The sequence below is a fragment of the Dehalococcoidales bacterium genome, assembly GCA_028716225.1.
GTDB lineage: Bacteria > Chloroflexota > Dehalococcoidia > Dehalococcoidales > UBA5760 > UBA5760.
In genome coordinates this window covers 1-16,654 of record JAQUQE010000026.1, presented here as the reverse complement: position 1 = coordinate 16,654, position 16,654 = coordinate 1, and the positions used below count along the sequence as shown (strand labels likewise).

8 protein-coding genes are annotated in these 16,654 nt (G+C 54.3%); 5 read left to right on the top strand and 3 right to left on the bottom strand.

Annotated features, from left to right (window positions below):
• From PHI12_10585 to PHI12_10575, 3 genes are all read left to right on the top strand, one after another.
• A partial coding sequence (locus PHI12_10585; protein MDD5511242.1) for a hypothetical protein occupies positions 1-191 on the top strand: 191 nt, incomplete at its 5' end.
• Between the two features lie 486 nt (positions 192-677).
• Positions 678-1,502 (top strand): zinc ribbon domain-containing protein, encoded by an 825-nt coding sequence (locus tag PHI12_10580; GenBank protein MDD5511241.1) that lies wholly within the window; start codon positions 678-680, stop codon positions 1,500-1,502.
• A 533-nt stretch (positions 1,503-2,035) separates the two neighbouring features.
• Complete coding sequence (locus PHI12_10575) at positions 2,036-2,611, top strand: flavodoxin domain-containing protein (protein ID MDD5511240.1); 576 nt, start codon at positions 2,036-2,038, stop codon at positions 2,609-2,611.
• Positions 2,612-2,786: 175 nt separating this feature from the next.
• On the opposite strand, the gene PHI12_10570 is transcribed toward PHI12_10575, so the two are convergent.
• Together PHI12_10570 and PHI12_10565 are read right to left on the bottom strand one after the other, a co-directional pair.
• Positions 2,787-6,455 carry a hypothetical protein gene (locus PHI12_10570; protein ID MDD5511239.1) on the bottom strand — a complete coding sequence of 1,223 codons (3,669 nt, stop codon included), beginning with the start codon at positions 6,453-6,455 and terminating at the stop codon, positions 2,787-2,789.
• A 1,087-nt stretch (positions 6,456-7,542) separates the two neighbouring features.
• Positions 7,543-9,084 carry an IS1380 family transposase gene (locus tag PHI12_10565; protein ID MDD5511238.1) on the bottom strand — a complete coding sequence of 514 codons (1,542 nt, stop codon included), beginning with the start codon at positions 9,082-9,084 and terminating at the stop codon, positions 7,543-7,545.
• 185 nt (positions 9,085-9,269) lie between these two features.
• On the opposite strand from PHI12_10565, the gene PHI12_10560 reads away from it, so the two are divergent.
• Together PHI12_10560 and PHI12_10555 are read left to right on the top strand one after the other, a co-directional pair.
• Positions 9,270-10,652 carry an IS1380 family transposase gene (locus tag PHI12_10560; protein MDD5511237.1) on the top strand — a complete coding sequence of 461 codons (1,383 nt, stop codon included), beginning with the start codon at positions 9,270-9,272 and terminating at the stop codon, positions 10,650-10,652.
• A gap of 476 nt (positions 10,653-11,128) precedes the next feature.
• The gene (locus PHI12_10555; protein MDD5511236.1) at positions 11,129-14,977 is read left to right on the top strand and encodes a hypothetical protein; all 3,849 of its coding nucleotides are present in this window, start codon (positions 11,129-11,131) and stop codon (positions 14,975-14,977) included.
• Positions 14,978-15,078: 101 nt separating this feature from the next.
• Here PHI12_10555 and PHI12_10550 read toward each other — a convergent pair whose 3' ends face one another.
• Positions 15,079-16,143, bottom strand: coding sequence for a zinc-ribbon domain-containing protein (locus PHI12_10550; protein MDD5511235.1), 1,065 nt, complete (start codon positions 16,141-16,143; stop codon positions 15,079-15,081).
• Positions 16,144-16,654: the final 511 nt, after the last annotated feature.

Genomic DNA, 16,654 nt, shown 5'->3' with positions numbered 1-16,654 from the left:
AGGTTGACGATGGGCAGATAACCTTAAACTATACCTTACCCATGCCCCCGGGTAATTCGAGACAAGAAACACTATCGGTTCTAGGTATCGTACCCATTGGTGGGCCTTTCGGGACAGTTCCCGAACTTCTGTTTGAGAAAAAGCAACTCATTCCGGCCTTACAGCAATTCATGGTCTCACAGCACGCTTAGTTCTGTCAAGGCTGTGAGAACGTGACATGTGCAAAGCCTCAGGTTAACAGGTGCAAGCGTACCCCACGTCGTTTTTGCACTTTTCTTGAACTCTTAGCTTTGCACTACCACCGGGCTAGGGATCCTATAGGGGGGGGGGGTAGCTTGTGCAACGCTTGCGGCCAAGTGTAACCAGACCACTAAACAGTACATAAAAGAGGCTGCGGGAAAAAGTGCATGCAAAGGTGAGGGGTGCAAAAGAGTAAGCCCGATTAATTGCCGGCTACCTGCTGGGCTCGGTTACAATAGGTACCAAGACGATGAAAAAGGAGCTCGGTCTCTGTTAACTGGCATCTCTTTCGTGAGGTAGTTCAAACCATTAGCCTTGGCTGGAACCTCATCTTCATTAAGACCCTGGATTGATAACTGCCTGCCAGAGTTTGACATGCTCTGAATGATTTCATTATGGTATATGATAAGTCTTGTATACGGAAAAGGGGGTAGAGGATGTTCTGTCGGCAATGTGGTAAAGAGTTAGAAACTGGCAGTAAGTTCTGTGACGAATGTGGAATTCCTGTAGTTGAGGACATTACTACTCCCGTCATCACAGAAGCCAAAGCCTCTACGACAAGGGTAGAAGTGCCAAGGGAGAAGGAAGGGGGCAAGACTAAACTAGGGAAAGCCGAGAAGAGTAATGAACATGTTGATACGGCCTTCAAGGCTTACCTCGATTCTGTCCGTAAAAGGTCAAACGACAATGTGGTAATAGCTATGTGGTCTTCGTGGGCTCAGGGGGCATATCTACTATTCCAACGAACTGGGGAAATGCCCGAATTCCAATTTACCCCTGACAACCTACAGAAGGCGAAACAACTAGTCAATCACTACATGCAGCCCATGTTTTCAGCCTGGTTTCGTAATTGGCTATCACAGAATCAGTATACCGAACAGCAACAAGAGGCGATTAGAATAACCGAATTCCAGAATATCCAGTCCTTACTGAACATAGAAGACAAGGACTTGATAACGCTGCACATGGGCCTAGATACGGAATTGAATATGGTGCTTAACAAGAACCGTGAAGGTGCGTGGTATTATACAGGGCTATTCCACCAAAGGTATCTGGAATGCGTTACTGGAGAGACCATTGTTGACTGGGCCGCACTGCAATTCCCAATAAGATTCTACATGGATGTAATAAGCCACAGTGACCAAAACAGATTCAAAGGTCTTTCAGTTTCCGGTTCTTTATCATTATATTTAGCCATCGTAGAGTCGGTCAACCATATGTTTAGCGAGTTTAATCGAATGTCTGAAAAAGGTAGTAGCTAAAGAAGCTTGCCTGTATTTTCCCGTAAGATTATTCGATGTATGTTCCTCCCCAATTGCTTTCAGGCTCTATAAACAGAGTCTTCACCTCCAGATTGTTAAGTCACTTCCTGATAGCTTCTGTCATAAGTGAGAGGCACGATGTACCACCTGGTTCCCCCAAGTAACATTACATACTCCCAGGTCTGGCGAAAAGGGACGTTTTGTGCCTATATGTAATATCAAGTGATACCTGGTAGTAAACAGTTTGTCGGCAAAATGTCGGCAACCGACAGTAATTATGTAAAGTATTTCTTAAGTAGATGATTCCCTATGCAGATGAGCCACGTTACTCATAACTGCCCTCTAACTTACCCGGGGTTGACTTTCCGATGATTTGTTCAGTCAGAAGACTTCGGCTGACTTCTGCTGGACATATGCTAGATTGGTTGATGTTAAGCTATGTCTAGTGTCATAATCAGGATAAGATCTTAAAGATTAGCCTGACTACTAATCTTATCAAAGCAGTGTAATGATCAAGGGGGACCATACTACCGATGCAAGACGAACCTGATATCAAGAGGGGATTTCGCGTCCTGATCATATACTGGTCAGGTACCGGTAATACCGAAAAGGTAGCTAGAACAATCCATAATACTTTAGAACGTCAAAACATCGCATCAACCATAATGAAGGTTGAAGAAGCAGAAGACGTGGAACTTTATGAATACGATCTTGTGTTTCTAGGTGCACCTTCGTACATGTGGCTGCCTCCTGATGCGATACAACGTTTCATAAAGAACAAAATGAAGCTTCATGACAGCCGGGGTGACATTAAATTATGCGCACCTAAGCTCCCCGGTAAGCGGGCAGTGGTGTTCTGTACCTACTCGGGGCCTCACACGGGATTAAGGGAGGCTACTCCAGTCTGTAAATATATGGGGCAATTCTTTGAACATCTGGGTTTCGATGTCATCGCCGAGTGGTATACCATAGGAGAATATCACGGTCGTGAAGACCGCAGCACTAAAGGATGCCTGGGAGATATACGAGGGCGTCCCAAAAAAGAAGACCTGAATAAAGTAGAAAACGATGTCCGTCGCTTGCTTATTTCTATTAATGCAGGCAAATAGTGGCAATTGAAGGGCATCCGGGCAGAATCAAAGTCCCGATTGAACGAGATGGCTTTTCGTTCAATCAAGCAAAAACTACTGCGGAATCAAACAAGACCATAAAAAGAAAGAGCCCCCCGAATTTTCGGGGGGCTCTTTTTAGTCTCTAAGAGTCGAAGTCAGGAAAAGCTAGGAGTTAGGAGGGTCTCCTGCTCCGGACAATCAGGACGATGACCACTACCACCAGTGCCGCGCCGATGCCGATCATGGCATAGATCCACATCGGGGTGATCTGCTGGGTGGCCGGGATATCGATCACCACCGGCTCGGCCGGTTCCGGTTCGGGCGGTATGTACTCTTCAGCAGCGACGGCAAAGGTGCCGATATCGCTCTGGGAGAGCATGGTGCCGTCCTTCCAGGCAGTTACCTGCCAGTAGTAGGTGGTCCCGTAGTCCAAGGTACCCGAGTAGGCGTAGGCGGTACCGCTGACATCAGCACTGGCCAGGGCGCCGGAGAGGTCGGGGTTAGCCGAGAGGACAAAGCTGTAGGTGGTGGCGTCGTAGACGCTGCTCCAGGAGAAGCCGACTCCGGTGCGCTGGGCAACTACCGCGCCCTGTTCGGGGGCGATCAGCTGAACCGCGTTAGCCGAAGAGGCCTCGATGGTGAAGCTCCAGGTCTCCGACCAGGGGCTGTGGACGCACTCGTCGGTCTCGGTGTTGGCCTCTCGAACGTGCCAGGTGTAGGTGCGGCCGCACTCAAGTCCTGCATCAACGTAGAAGGTAGGCGGGTCGCCGGTAATCTCCTCATCGATCCAATCGGCGATGACGTTGCCGTCCTCGTCCATGATCTCGATGTCGTAGCTGCAGGCCAGGCACATTCTCTCCCACTTGAGGGTCATGGCAGCGCTTACGCAGCTGTCGCAGACGTCGCAGGCAAGTATTGCCCCGTCCTCAGGGGAGGTCAGTTCCGGGCCGTGTTTGGCGGCGCAGTCCTCGTAGCTCCACAGGCTGCCATCGGAACCGTCAACCACGTTGTAACCATATCCTCCGTCACTTCGATAATTGTTTCTGTCAATGGCCCAGAGGACCGAGTTGGTGTCCGGGCTGAGGCAGCCGCAGATGTCCAGCCCGTTGGGCTGGGCATCGAAGTCCTCATACTCTTCATCACAGTCCTCGGCCTCGGATTGACGCGGACTTAATCCGGCAATCAGGTAGTCCCAGTCCTCGGTGCCGCAGCAGTCGGTCTCGCAGGGGGTCAGGTTGCGGGCGACACCACTGTACTGCTGGTAGTCGCTATCGCCTGGCTCACCATAACGTTCACACTCGTCTAAAGGATCAGCGGCAGGGCTGCAGAAGCAGTCGGTGTCGGCCCAGATGTCGTCGCTGGAGGCGTAGAGGGTACCCTCGCGGGCGACCACGATGCCGGTGTAGTCGTAGGGCATGGCGTTGAGGTCATCCCAGGCGCCTTCGCTGAGGTCGGTGCGGTAGATGCCCTCGCCGTCAATAGCGGCGTAGACGATGTTCTCACAGACCGGGTCGCAGGCGATATGGGCATTATCATAGGGGTCGTTTGAGCCACCGGGCAGGTCATCGGTAACATCCCAGCTCTCCCCGCCGTCCTCGGACCAGGCTACCGGTTCGTCAGCAGAACCGCTAACGACCACCCAGCCCTCGGCACAGCAGGAGATTATCATGTGACCGCGGTCAACGCCGGTGTCGACGCCATCAGACGGGCGCCGGCCGTACTGGGTCGAGGTGGATACCTGGCCGGAGCGGTCCAGGATATAGACGATGTTCTCGCTCTCAACGGCGAAGTCCTGGATGGTCAGCTTCTGGTTGACCGCCTTGTTCCAGCACTGGCCGCAGTCGCGGCTGTAGTAGAGGTCCTCGGTATCCTGGATGCCCATGTAGATCGTGCAGCACTCGTCGAGGTCGTCGCAGGGCAGCCTCAGCAGTATCCGGTCGGGCTCTCCGTCGCTCTCCCACCATTCACCGCCTGACCAGTTGGCATCGGACCAGTCGCCGTGGTAGACGCGCTCCCAGGTGTCGCCGTTGTCGTAGCTCCTCCAGATGGAGTCGCAGGCGAACCAGCCCGGAGGGCCGTCTTCTTCACAGTAGTCATCGTCAAGTGCGCACGGGTACCTTCCACCATCCCATTGAGTATCTTCCACATTGATGCTGGAGAGGTAGATCACGCTGCAGTCCGGGCAGACCACGACATCGGACAGCATGTCGATATCGGTGTCGATTAAGCCGATCTGGTTAAAGGAGACGGCGTCATCGAGGCTCACCGAAAAGGCGGACTCATCGAGGGCATTTCCAAGCCAGCTATCCCAATCATCGGTGAAAGACTCGCCGTCGCCACCCTCGGTTTCCCAGAGGAAGGTCCGGCTGCCGCTGGTGGTGGCGTAGACCTTCTCACCGTCGGGGGTGTACATCACTACCGCCAGGGTCGGGCCGGAGGGGTCCTTGCAGGCGCACTCCCACTCCGGGCAGCAGTCGTCGAGCTCAACGGTGTGGTAGACCGCCACGCCGGCACAGGGTTCAACCTCTGATACTAAATAGTCCCCCTCATCAAACTCAATATCAACACCCAGGGTGCCCACCACCGCCTTGCAGGTGTCGGCATCACCATAGACGTCGATGCTGGCCAGCACCGGGTCTCCGGAGGGGCCGCAGCGCATGGAGAGATCGTCGCAGTCCTCGGAGATGAAGACAAAGCCGCCAACCTCCCAGCTGGTGGTGTGAAGCGCGTTAACGTAGAGGTAGATGTTGTTGGCGCTGCCGTCCTGGCCATCGAAGTCGGCGGGCAGGGCAAAGCCCATCATGTAGCGGGCGGCGATGGTAAGCAGGGTAGTGCCTTCGTCGGTTATCTGGAGCGGGGCGCTGCCAAAGCCGGCCTCGGCGTTCCAGGCACCGCCGCCATTCCAGGTACCTTCCTGCAGGAAGGGCAGATGAGCTTCCCAATCATCATCAATATCGGCAACGCTCATGCAGACGATGGTGTCGTCCATGTCGAAGTTGGGCGAGAAGTCAACGGCAACGACAGCATCGGACCATATAGTCCAGTCACCATCGTCACAGGGTTCGTCACCGGCGCCATCCCAGCCGGCGTAGCAGCGGGTGTCTTCCCAGCCGCCGGTGAGCCATGTCCCCGCCTCGAGGCGAAAGACGACACCATAACCACTGCTACCAATAGTATCGTCAGCTCTACCGGCCAGGGCGATGTTGTGGATGCTGCCCACCGCGGGCGAGATGGCCATGTCCATCATGAGATCCATCCAGATGCCGCCATCTTCTATTGGGTGGGCGTAGGTGAAGTTAGAGCCGCCGTCCTCGGAGGCGACCACGAAGGGTGTTCCAGTAGCGGTCGGACCCAACAATTTATCACCATCGTAGTAGCCGGCCACGGCCACCCAGTCCTCGTCATCGGGCGCCAGCGCCACCAGGTTCAGGCTCATGATGTCGGTGGGATCGATGTGATCAGCATCCCAGGGAGCGCTGCTGGCCTCGACGACAGCCTCGGTGATGTCGCTCCAGGTGACCCCTCCGTCATCGGACATAACCAGGGCAAAATAATCTTCTCCGCCACCGCCTTCACGACTCTGATAGCCGACCTCGGTGCACTCGCTAAACAGCTCGAGCACGGCAAAGACGATCTCGCCCTCGTCGCCGCCGACGGCGTAGTCGATTATATCGGAGCCGGGCAGGATAACCATATCCTCCCAGCTCGGCGTGTTGACCTGGCCCCATTCCATCTCGTCGGCCTGCACCGCGGGGGCGGCAATGAAGGCGGCACCCAGCGAAAGAGTCAGACCAAGGGCCAGTCCTACGCCTAAAATCTTAGAAATTAGTTTGGTTTTCATCGACCTAAATTTTCTCCTTAAATTTTAAGTATTTCCTCTCTCCAGATAAAGATATATCAACATATACCTCTTTTTCTCTGTGGAGAAAGGCTATGTTTTCGAGTTTTCGGATATGCTCCTGATATCAAGGGCGTTCCCCTTCGGAATCAGGTAAGGAAGCTTTCCTCCGGGCTCTCTCTATAACACCACCTCCTTTTCTCGCTATATTCTCGCTATACTTTAGCGCGATATACTTTGGTTCCATTTTTGACCATTTTTATTATACCATAGTCTGTCAATAGGCAGTTTAATTGTGGTTATATATATTTCTTATATCATCTATTCCGAAAGGTCAATAGCTCCGGCCAGCCTCTCTTTTCCTAGCTCCCGACCTAGCGGTTAGATACGGGTTCATCAGCCGAACGGAGTCCCTACACACCTTATGTGGGTTTGGCCAGGAGGGCAAGGTGCACCATGTTGTCTACACGGGCTTCCCTGGACTTAGTAAGGTATTCCAAAACCAAGGGTCGTGTGATACTCATAAATCAAGATCGGCAGGTCAGCAGTCAGTAACGGGGCCAATCTGCAAACCTGAGAGTTATCATGGGATATGAGAGTATTGCGACCACGATGAGATACACCCATATGTGCACTACGGAAATTCAAAAACAGCCCGCTCTGTTTCCCCTACTGAATGCAATGCTGATATCCGTCCGGTAATTTGATCTTGATTACATTATATTAATAATGAAGGAACCCCACCTAATTTGATTTTATTCCTGGCTACGCTATTTAAGGTTTTTTCTTCTATTGTCTTCTGTTTACCGAATCCATAAGAACGGATGTTGACGACGTTTGTTATGGATTTACAAAATGAATGCCCAAAATCCACCATCTGATAAAAATATTTTGGGTTTTGGGGTTGCTACAGTGACCCCAAGCCTTCCAGTTCACTCTTCAGACCCACCAAAGGCTATATTTCGCCTCTCAACCAGTCCTCGAGTTGTTCCACAGGGGGTTTCGCCCTGAAAGAGACATGTCTTTCCGTCCCCCGAGGTCATCGTTACGCAACCGCCCAGGTCTGGTCATAGGTTTACCCTCAGGGGCGTCAGGGCGACCGAGCAGCCACACAGGCTGGCGCGGCATCCCAGAGAGCCCAGAGGCGCCTTCGCACCTCCATAAGCAGTTCATAAGCCGGGTGACCATTACTCAGACGAATGATGAGCTGTCGGGAGCGGACCAGCAAACGACCGGCTACGTGGATAAACCCAAACCGGATTGCCTTCAGCCGCTTGGGAGCCCACCCCTTGGGCAGTACCAGTCGCTTCATCACGGAGTTCAGGTTGAAGGCGAGAACCATAATTCCCCACCAGGCGGCGTTGGCGCCGAAACGAGCCGAGGGCAGCTGACCGCCGGCCAGGTCCTCCTTCATAATCTTGTGTATCTCCTTACCCTTGCCACAGCGCTCCCGGGACCACCAGATGAGCTTGTCTCCGGGAAGGCTCCGATTGGTCGCCAGGCCAAACAGCTTATAGCGCTTCTCACCAAAGGTCATGGTGGGGAAGGGGAGCTGGGCTTCGAGTCCCGGCATCTCCGCTTGCTGCAGCAACTCACGAATAGCCAAGAAGCGATAAGTGGGGCCATCCTTGCGCTGCGCCGTCCAATTAGGCACGAAATAGACCTCGGCCCATTCTTGCCCCGTCGGCAGCGTCTTCCCGTCCACTTGGCGTTCCAACTGATGCCATTCGCCTTCCTCGACTTCAGCCACCGCCCGCTTGAATTCCGGCGTCACATCCACCCCAACGGCAAACTCAATGACCCCGAACCGTTCGTTCTTCCCCTCTGCGCAGTAGCTCAGAATATCCCGCTGGTAAGTCGCGGTATCGCCGCGAAGATAAACCTTGACTACACCCGCCGGCAGCAGTGCCAAAGCCTGCTGGAATACTCGTAGGTTCTCATAGCTGGCGGGAACATTGCCATCCCGGAACTCTGAAATCACCACCAGATCTTGCTCCGCCCAGCGGATAGTCAGTGGCTGATAAGCCCTGTACCCCTGGTAGCAATACAGGGCTTCCTGCTTAAACGTTTCCACCAGGGTGGCATCCTCCTCCAGCGTAGCCTCAGACTGCGGTGATTTCCGCTGGGCGAATCGCAGGAAGTCCTCGTTCACCCGAACCAGTGCCTGCAGATGCTCATTGGGCGCCGGGATAAAGGCGTGTCCCACCACCCGCTTTGCCTCCTCGCCTGGCTTGTCGAACGCTCCCAGATAGCGGAAGACTGCCGATGGTGAGGGTACTGCCCGTTTTCGTTCCTTACGCCACCGCCGCTCCAGCTCCCGGCGCTCCCTGCGCCGAATTCCGTGCATCTCTATCCGGCGCAACACTTTGGCAAAACCTTCGTCCCTCTCCAATATCTGTAGGTCATCCACTGAATTGCCACCGGCCACATTGAGCAATACCAGCGGCAGGACAATCTGGCTGTCGGTCCAACCCTGCTTTTGGTCGACGCATACTTGCAGATGGCGGCGGATGGAGTCACTCAACCCGGATACTGCTGCCAACTCCACGTAGGGAAGCAGGCCCGCCAGTGCTGTCATTCCCGAGCCGGTGCGCTCGCATTCATATCGGAACGGCAAAACTCCTTGTGTCATTGTTCGTTCACCCCTTTGGTGATAGTTTTTTGTCTTGCTTTTATTATAGTTCAGCTTTGCGCTACGCACCAAGAAGGTTCCGTCAATCATTTTTGATGGTGGATTAAGGAATGCCCCCGATCCGTGGATTTTGTCGTGATGCAGTCATGACCCAGGAGTGATAAACTATCACCCAGGAGGTGATGATGAGGCAGAAAGATAAAGTCCTGGGTGCCGAGATAGTGGGAGGTTTACGGGAGGCATCGACCCCATGGGCTGGTGCCTCTCTGCTTGTGGAGTTATTCCGCCGCTCTGGCTTAGAGGCCGCAGCTAACAAGGTGCTACCGCAGAAGGGGTCGGCCAAGGGGCTTAAGCAAGGGCAAATCGTGGAGAGCTTTGCATTGTTAAGTGCTTTGGGTGGCGATTGTATTGACGATATGGAGAGGTTACGAGAGGATGAAGGCCTGGAGGTATTACTTGGCTATCGCCCACCAGCTCCGGAGACAGCACGGCAGTGGTTAGACAGGTTCCACGATGAGGCGCTCATGATAGGCCAGCCGCTGCAAGGCAGTTTCATACCGTTGGAATCGAAGTCTCTGGTGGGCTTGAGAGAAGTAAATCGACGAGCTATATTGGCTTATATTACGGCTGTTCATCCGGAGTGGGATGTCACCCTGGATGTAGATGTCCAGTTGGTAGAAACCACAAAAGAGGGAGCCCAGCATTGTTATGAAGGGTATAAGGCCTTTCAATCAGCAAAGGTATCCTGGGCAGAGACTATGCTGGTGCTGGACGACGAATTCAGGCAGGGTAATGTCTCCCCGTCTAAGGATATAACCCGGCTGGTAGATGAAGCCTACGCTATGCTGCCACCGGGTTCGTGGCGGGTAAAGGTGCGCTCCGATTCAGCGGCTTATCAGCAGGAAGCTTTAGACCACTGGCGCAGCCGTGGCTGGGAGTTTGCTGTCAGTGCTGATATGAGCCGAGGTCTTAAAGCCGAAATCGAAAGGCTGGCCGAGGACGCCTGGCATTTGTGGAAAATCGAGAAAGACGGGGTAGTAAAGGAGTGGGCTGAGGTGCCCTATGTACCTACTCGGCATTATGAGAGGAGAGATAGCTACCCTTACCGGTATGTTGCGGTAAGGATACGCCGCCAGCAAGGGGAGTTTTTCAGGGATGGCACGAGTGTGCGCCACTTTGCCGTGGTCAGCAACCGATGGGATATGGAGGGGCAAGCTTTACTGGAGTGGCAACGAGGCAAGGCAGGCACTATTGAGCAGGTACACCATATCTTAGCCAACGAGCTTGCGGCTGGCGTATTTCCCAGCGGTAAACATGGCGCCAACGCTGCCTGGTTAAGGCTACAGGTGATTACACATAATCTGCTCCAGCTTATGAAAAAGGTGGCCCTACCTGAGGAATACGCTAGTGCCCACCCTAAGCGACTGCGATTTTCGGTGTTCACCGTGATGGGTCGCGTCATAAAGCATGCCGGGCAGACGCTGCTGCGCATAGCCGACCGGATACTGAAGGCGCTGATTGCTCCAGCGCAGATAAGGATCCGGCAATTGATGTGGGATACCAGCTAAAGCCACCAAAGACAATCGGTTTTCTACAGGACGATTCCCCAAGCCGACAGTTGGGAGGGGTAGGGTTTGCCCTCAGCGGTAATTTTACTGTCCAAATAATCGACTGACCACCCGCCAAAGGACATTTCTTAACAGTTGGCGATTATTCAATTGCTGTTGCGAACCTGAAAACCCTCAGTTTTTGCCATAACCCCCGTCCTTTCCCTAAAATCCACGGATTGAGGGAATGCCTTGACCTATTGACAGACTATGGTATAATAACAATTGAGTTACTAGGCCAAGGAGGTGATGCCATAGATAGAGCCCGGAGGGATATTCCAGATACCTCTACCCCGAAGGGGAACGCCCTTGATACTAGGTGCATATCCGAAAACCAGAAAACATAGCCTTTCTCCACAGAGAAAAAGAGGTATATGTTGATATGTCTTTATCTGGAGAAAAGGTAGTACTAAAAATTAAGGAGAAAATTTAGGTCGATGAAAACTAAACTAATATCTAAGATACTTGGCGTGGGACTGACCCTTGGTCTCGTCTTCTCGCTGGGCGCTGCTTTCATAGCTTCTCCGGCGGCCCAGGCCGACGAGATGGAATGGGGCCCGGTCGGCACGCCGAGCTGGGATGACATGGTCATCCTGCCCAGCTCCGACATCCTCGACTACGCCGTCGGCGGCGACGAGGGCGACATCGTTTACGCCATCCTCGAGCTGAACGCCGGCTGCACCGAGGTCGGCTATTTTAATGACCCTGACCCATTGACTGAGGGAGAAGATGATGAAGGGTGGAGCACCTGGGCCTTGGTCAAGTCGGATGACGGCGGCGTCACCTGGAGCGACATCACCGAGAACGTCGTCGATGCCTCCAGTCTTCCCTTCGAGTCCTGGGAAATCGTCAGCCTGAACCTGGTGGCGAGTGCCCCCGACGATGACGACTGGATCGCCGTGGCTGGATATTTCGATAACGACTCAGTTGGATCTACACTGATTCCAAATCCTAATCATCCTAGCGGCGTAAATGTCGTTCCCTTTGTAGTCGCCTCCGAGGATGGCGGGGATAACTTCACCTACGCCCACCCGGTGGTTGACGGCGCCGAGAACATGGTCACCATCGCCGACATGGCCATCTCCATCGAGCGGGACGGCATCCACAACATCGCCCTGGCCGGTACCGCTACCGTTAACAGTCTTTTTATAGCTGATCCGAGCGTGGATCCATTAGCTCCTGTTGATCCCGGTGTCGGCGCACCCGGTGCCATCTTCCGTCTCGAGGCAGGGACCTGGCTCACCGGAGGCTGGGAAGACACCCGCTGCTACGACGGCTGGGACGGGGCCAGCGAAGACCCCTGTGACACTCAGGATTGGGAGATATTCTCCACCGGCATCGTTGCCGTTGACTTCTCGCCCAACTTCGACATGGACGACACCATCGTCGCCATGGGCGTCGGTGGACCGGTAGATGACGACGTGTCCTGGTACCACTACCCCTATCTCATCGAAGGCACCTGGGATGGCGGCGGCGCCTGGAACGCCGAGGCCGGCTTTGGCAATGCCCCGGTCCAGGTAACCGATGAAGGAGCGGCACTCTTTACCTTCTATGGCCGCTACATGATGGGCTTCGCCCTGCCCGCCGACTTCGACGGACAGGATGGCAGCGCCAACAACGTCTATCTCTACGTCGATGCCATTCATTCGGTAAGCGAGCAGGCTGGCGGCTTCGTCTTCATCTCCGAGGACTGCGATGACCTCTCCATGCGCTGCGGACCCTCGGGAGACCCGCTGCTGGCCAGCATCGATGTCCACGGTGACGCCGACACCTGTAAGGCGATGGTGGGCACCCTGGGCTTCGATATTGATGTTACCTTAGATGGAGGGTTCCCGAATATTTTAGCCTTTGACCCATCCTGTATTGAGGCCTGCGCCGGCGTGGCGGTCTACCACACCGTAGAGCTCGATGACTGCTGCCCCGAGTGGGAGTGCGCCTGCAAGGACCCCTCGGGACCCATGTACGCGGTGGTGACCTACACCGAAGACGGTGAGAAGGCCTTCGCCACCACCACCGGCAGCCAGACCTACATGTACGACGCCTTTGATATCGCTGACGCTGGTGAATTGAATGAATTTCTGAACTCGGTTATGTGGGGTTTTGAAGGTTGGTATCTGGGAGAAAATGGGGGAGTACCGGGCAATGCCCTTGACGAGTCCGCCTTCTCGGTGAGCCTCGATGACGCCGTCTCCTTCAACCAGATCGGCTTAATCGACACCGATATCGACTTCCTCTCCGACCTGGCGGTCTGCCCCGACTGCAGCGTGATCTACCTCTCCACCATCAACTCGGCATTGGTCGAAGTTGAAACACCTACAGAACCAACTCTCGGCCTACCCTGTACTCCTTACCTCTCGGGGAGGTACCCCTGCATAATAGATGACCGCGACTGCTGCGATACCTATGATGAAAATGCAGGCTGGTTCGCCTGCGACTCCGTCTGGCGCAGCTACGACAACGGCGACACCTGGGAGCGCGTCTACCACGGCGACTGGGCTGATTATGATCTTCTTGCAGAGGACGAAGAGACTCCCAACATCCTGCTGCGGCTGCCCTGCGACGAGGACACCGAATGCTGCACCATCTACATGGGCATTCAGGATACCGAGAACCTCTACTACAGCCGCGACTGCGGCCAGTGCTGGAACAAGGCGGTCAACCAGAAGCTGACCATCCAGGACTTCGCCGTTGAGAGCGAGAACATCGTCTACATCCTCGATGAGAACGGCCAGGTCTCTACCTCCACCCAGTACGGACGGCGCCCCTCCGACGGCGTAGACACCGGCCTCGACTACGGTCACAGCATAACTTCCTGCTGCAAGCAGGGCTGGGTTGTCGTCGGCGGTGCCGGTGACGAGCCGGTCGCCTGGTCCGAGGACGGCGGCGAGACCTGGGACGTTACCGATGACCTGCCCGGCGACGGTGGTGTAGTACATGTTGCCTGTGACCCGGTTTGCGAGAACATCGTCTATGCTGCTATTGACGGCACGGGCATCTTCCGCACCGACCTCAGCGAAGGCGCCTGGGATGACCTCAATGCCCTGGATACTTACTATACCGGCATCGTGGTTGCCCGCGAGGGCACCCTGTATGCCTCCAGCTACGAGATTCTGGTCGAAGACTCGGATTGTCTCTGCGACCGTTTCGGCGAAGGTGATATTGGTAATGGGTACGATGTGTACAGCGGCGTGGCCCGCAACCTGACCCCCTGCGAGACCGACTGCTGCGGCACCGAGGACTGGGACTACCTGATAGCCGGGTTATCCCCTCAAGATAGGTGTGACGACGTTGACTGGCAATTAGAGGAGGGTGAATGGTTCGGTCCCGAGCCTTCATCACTGCGCATCTGCGGCTGCCTTAGCCCGGACACCAACTCCGTACTCTGGGCCATCGACTGGGATTTCTACGATGTCATCGGCGAGAACTGCGGCCTGCTCTGGAGCTACGAGGACTGCGCTGCCAAACACGGCCCGGAACTGACCTCCCCTGAGGACGGGGCCATCGTGGCCTGCGACGTCTGCGCCAGCTGCTCAAGCGCTGCGCTCACCTTCGAGTGGGAGAGAATGTGCCTGGCCTGCAGCTACGACATCGAGATCATGGACGAGGACGGCAACGTCATCGCTTCCATCGAGGAGATCGAGATCAGCGGCGACCCGCCCACACTCTACTGGAACGGTACTGAGAAATATGTGGATAGCTGTACCAGCGGCTACCAGTCACCTCTGGAGTGCGGCCGCACCTACACCTGGCACGTTAGAGAGGCCAACACCGAGACCGACGAGTGCGTCCACAGCCCCTGGTCCGAGACCTGGAGCTTCACCGTTGAGGCCTCTTCGGCTAACGCGGTTCAGCTGATCGCCCCCGAACAGGGCGCGGTAGTTACTCAGCGCACCGGAGTCGGCTTCTCCTGGAGCAGCGTCTACGACGCCACCACCTACAGCTTCGTCCTCTCGGCTAACCCCGACCTCTCCGGCGCCCTGGCCAGTGCTGATGTCAGCGGTACCGCCTACGCCTACTCGGGCACCCTGGACTACGAGACCACCTACTACTGGCAGGTAACCGCCTGGAAGGACAACACCATGATGAGCCAGAGCGATGTCGGCACTTTTGCCATCGCTGCTGAAGAGGTTATCGTTGAGCCCCCGGCACCAACACCACCACCGGAAATCAACATACCTCCGGTCCAGCAGATAACCCCAACCTGGATCTACGCTGTGATCGGCATCGGAGCGGCGCTGATTGTGGTGGTCATTGTCCTGATTGTTCGGAGCAGGAGATCATCCTAACTCCTAGCCCTTCTCGCTTCGAATCTTAGAGACTGAAAGAGCCCCCCGAGATTCTCGGGGGGCTCTTCTTTTATATCGAAATACACCGTTGACAACTAGTCTTACTTGCGTGGTTTTCTGGTACAATAAGGACAACCCGATCCATAGTTCCTGCTGGTAATCAAGGACTGCCATTCATGTCCTTCCGGGCATAGCCACCAAACTTTCTTCCTGGAGTTTGCGGTAACGTCATTCGGAGTGAGTTGACCATTCTTAGTGGGATGCCACTGTCTGGCTAAAGATGGGTTAAGCGTAGCCAGACAGTTATCATCGCATACGGCTTGCCCGGCACAGTAGGGACAGCCCACGCCTCGACTTCTGCGGTCAACACTAGCCCTCCACACATGACCATTGGGGCACAGCCACCAAACTTTCTTCCTGGAGTTTGCGGTAACGTCATTCGGAGTGAGTTGACCATTCTTAGTGGGATGCCACTGTCTGGCTAAAGATGGGTTAAGCGTAGCCAGACAGTTATCATCGCATACGGCTTGCCCGGCACAGTAGGGACAGCCCACGCCTCGACTTCTGCGGTCAACACTAGCCCTCCACACATGACCATTGGGGCACAGCCACCAGACCTTCTTACTGGAGTGGGGGGGCACATCCTTCGGAGTGAGTTGTCCATTCTTGGGGGGATACCACTGCTGGGCCAGCTCTGGGTTCAATGTGGCCAGGCAGTTATCATCGCATACAGCTTTGCCGATACAATAAGGGCAGCCGGCTCCCCTGCTTCTGTTACAAATTCTTGCCTGCCATTCGTGCCCCTTAGAACAAATCCACCAGACCTTCTTATATGAGTACTGAGTAACATCTTTCGGAGTGAGTTGACCATTCCTGGTTGGATGCCACTGCCTGGCTAGAGATGGGTTCAATGTCGCCAGACAGTTATCTTCGCATACGGCGTGTCCCGCACAGTACGGGCAACCGGTTCTATCGCTTCGGCGAGCGATCGTCGCCTGCCATTCATGCCCCTTGGCGCAAATCCACCAGACCCTCCTGCTGGAGTGCGGGGTAACATCTCTGGGAGTGAGTTGTCCATTCTTGGTGGGATGCCACTGTCTGGCTAGAGAAGGGTTTACAGAGAATAAGTTATTGGTAGCCGGGTGGTCTACTCTTACTCGAACCATATTCTGCTATCCAATCAGGCAGATGAAATATACCGTGACGACCTATACTATAATCATTAACATGGTTCCATTATACTGAATCTATAAAATATCGCAAACCTTATTTCCAGGCGGTCAGAGCTATGGGCTGGCTGATAAGGACAGATGAGTATTGAACTTTAGCTTATGTTGTTACCTAATCTGGCTTTCTTGATTTCCTGATCAAAGTGTATCCTCTAAAGCCAAATAATGTAATATGCACCCCAGTCTTCAGGTTACAAACCGACTCCCCAGCCTAAATTAGAGCCATTTAGCACTTTCCTTTTAGAAAAGCACATTATGTTGCTAATCTCAGTATCTGGGAAATGATACCCCCTCGCTTAACTAACCGAGATACCTTGGTTTCACGAGTAAAACAGAGATAAAGTTGTAGTTAGACAACGCCATATGACGCAAATCATCACAAACGCATTGAAACATCTTTTTCTGAACTTGCTTATGGTTGTTCAGTCTTATAGAATAGAGCTGACAG

Coding starts and splice junctions, on each gene's coding strand:
- PHI12_10550 (MDD5511235.1), bottom strand. CDS start 16,143: ATGGTTCGAGTAAGAGTAGACCACCCGGCTACCAATAACTTATTCTCT.
- PHI12_10565 (MDD5511238.1), bottom strand. CDS start 9,084: ATGACACAAGGAGTTTTGCCGTTCCGATATGAATGCGAGCGCACCGGC.
- PHI12_10560 (MDD5511237.1), top strand. CDS start 9,270: ATGAGGCAGAAAGATAAAGTCCTGGGTGCCGAGATAGTGGGAGGTTTA.
- PHI12_10575 (MDD5511240.1), top strand. CDS start 2,036: ATGCAAGACGAACCTGATATCAAGAGGGGATTTCGCGTCCTGATCATA.
- PHI12_10570 (MDD5511239.1), bottom strand. CDS start 6,455: ATGAAAACCAAACTAATTTCTAAGATTTTAGGCGTAGGACTGGCCCTT.
- PHI12_10555 (MDD5511236.1), top strand. CDS start 11,129: ATGAAAACTAAACTAATATCTAAGATACTTGGCGTGGGACTGACCCTT.
- PHI12_10580 (MDD5511241.1), top strand. CDS start 678: ATGTTCTGTCGGCAATGTGGTAAAGAGTTAGAAACTGGCAGTAAGTTC.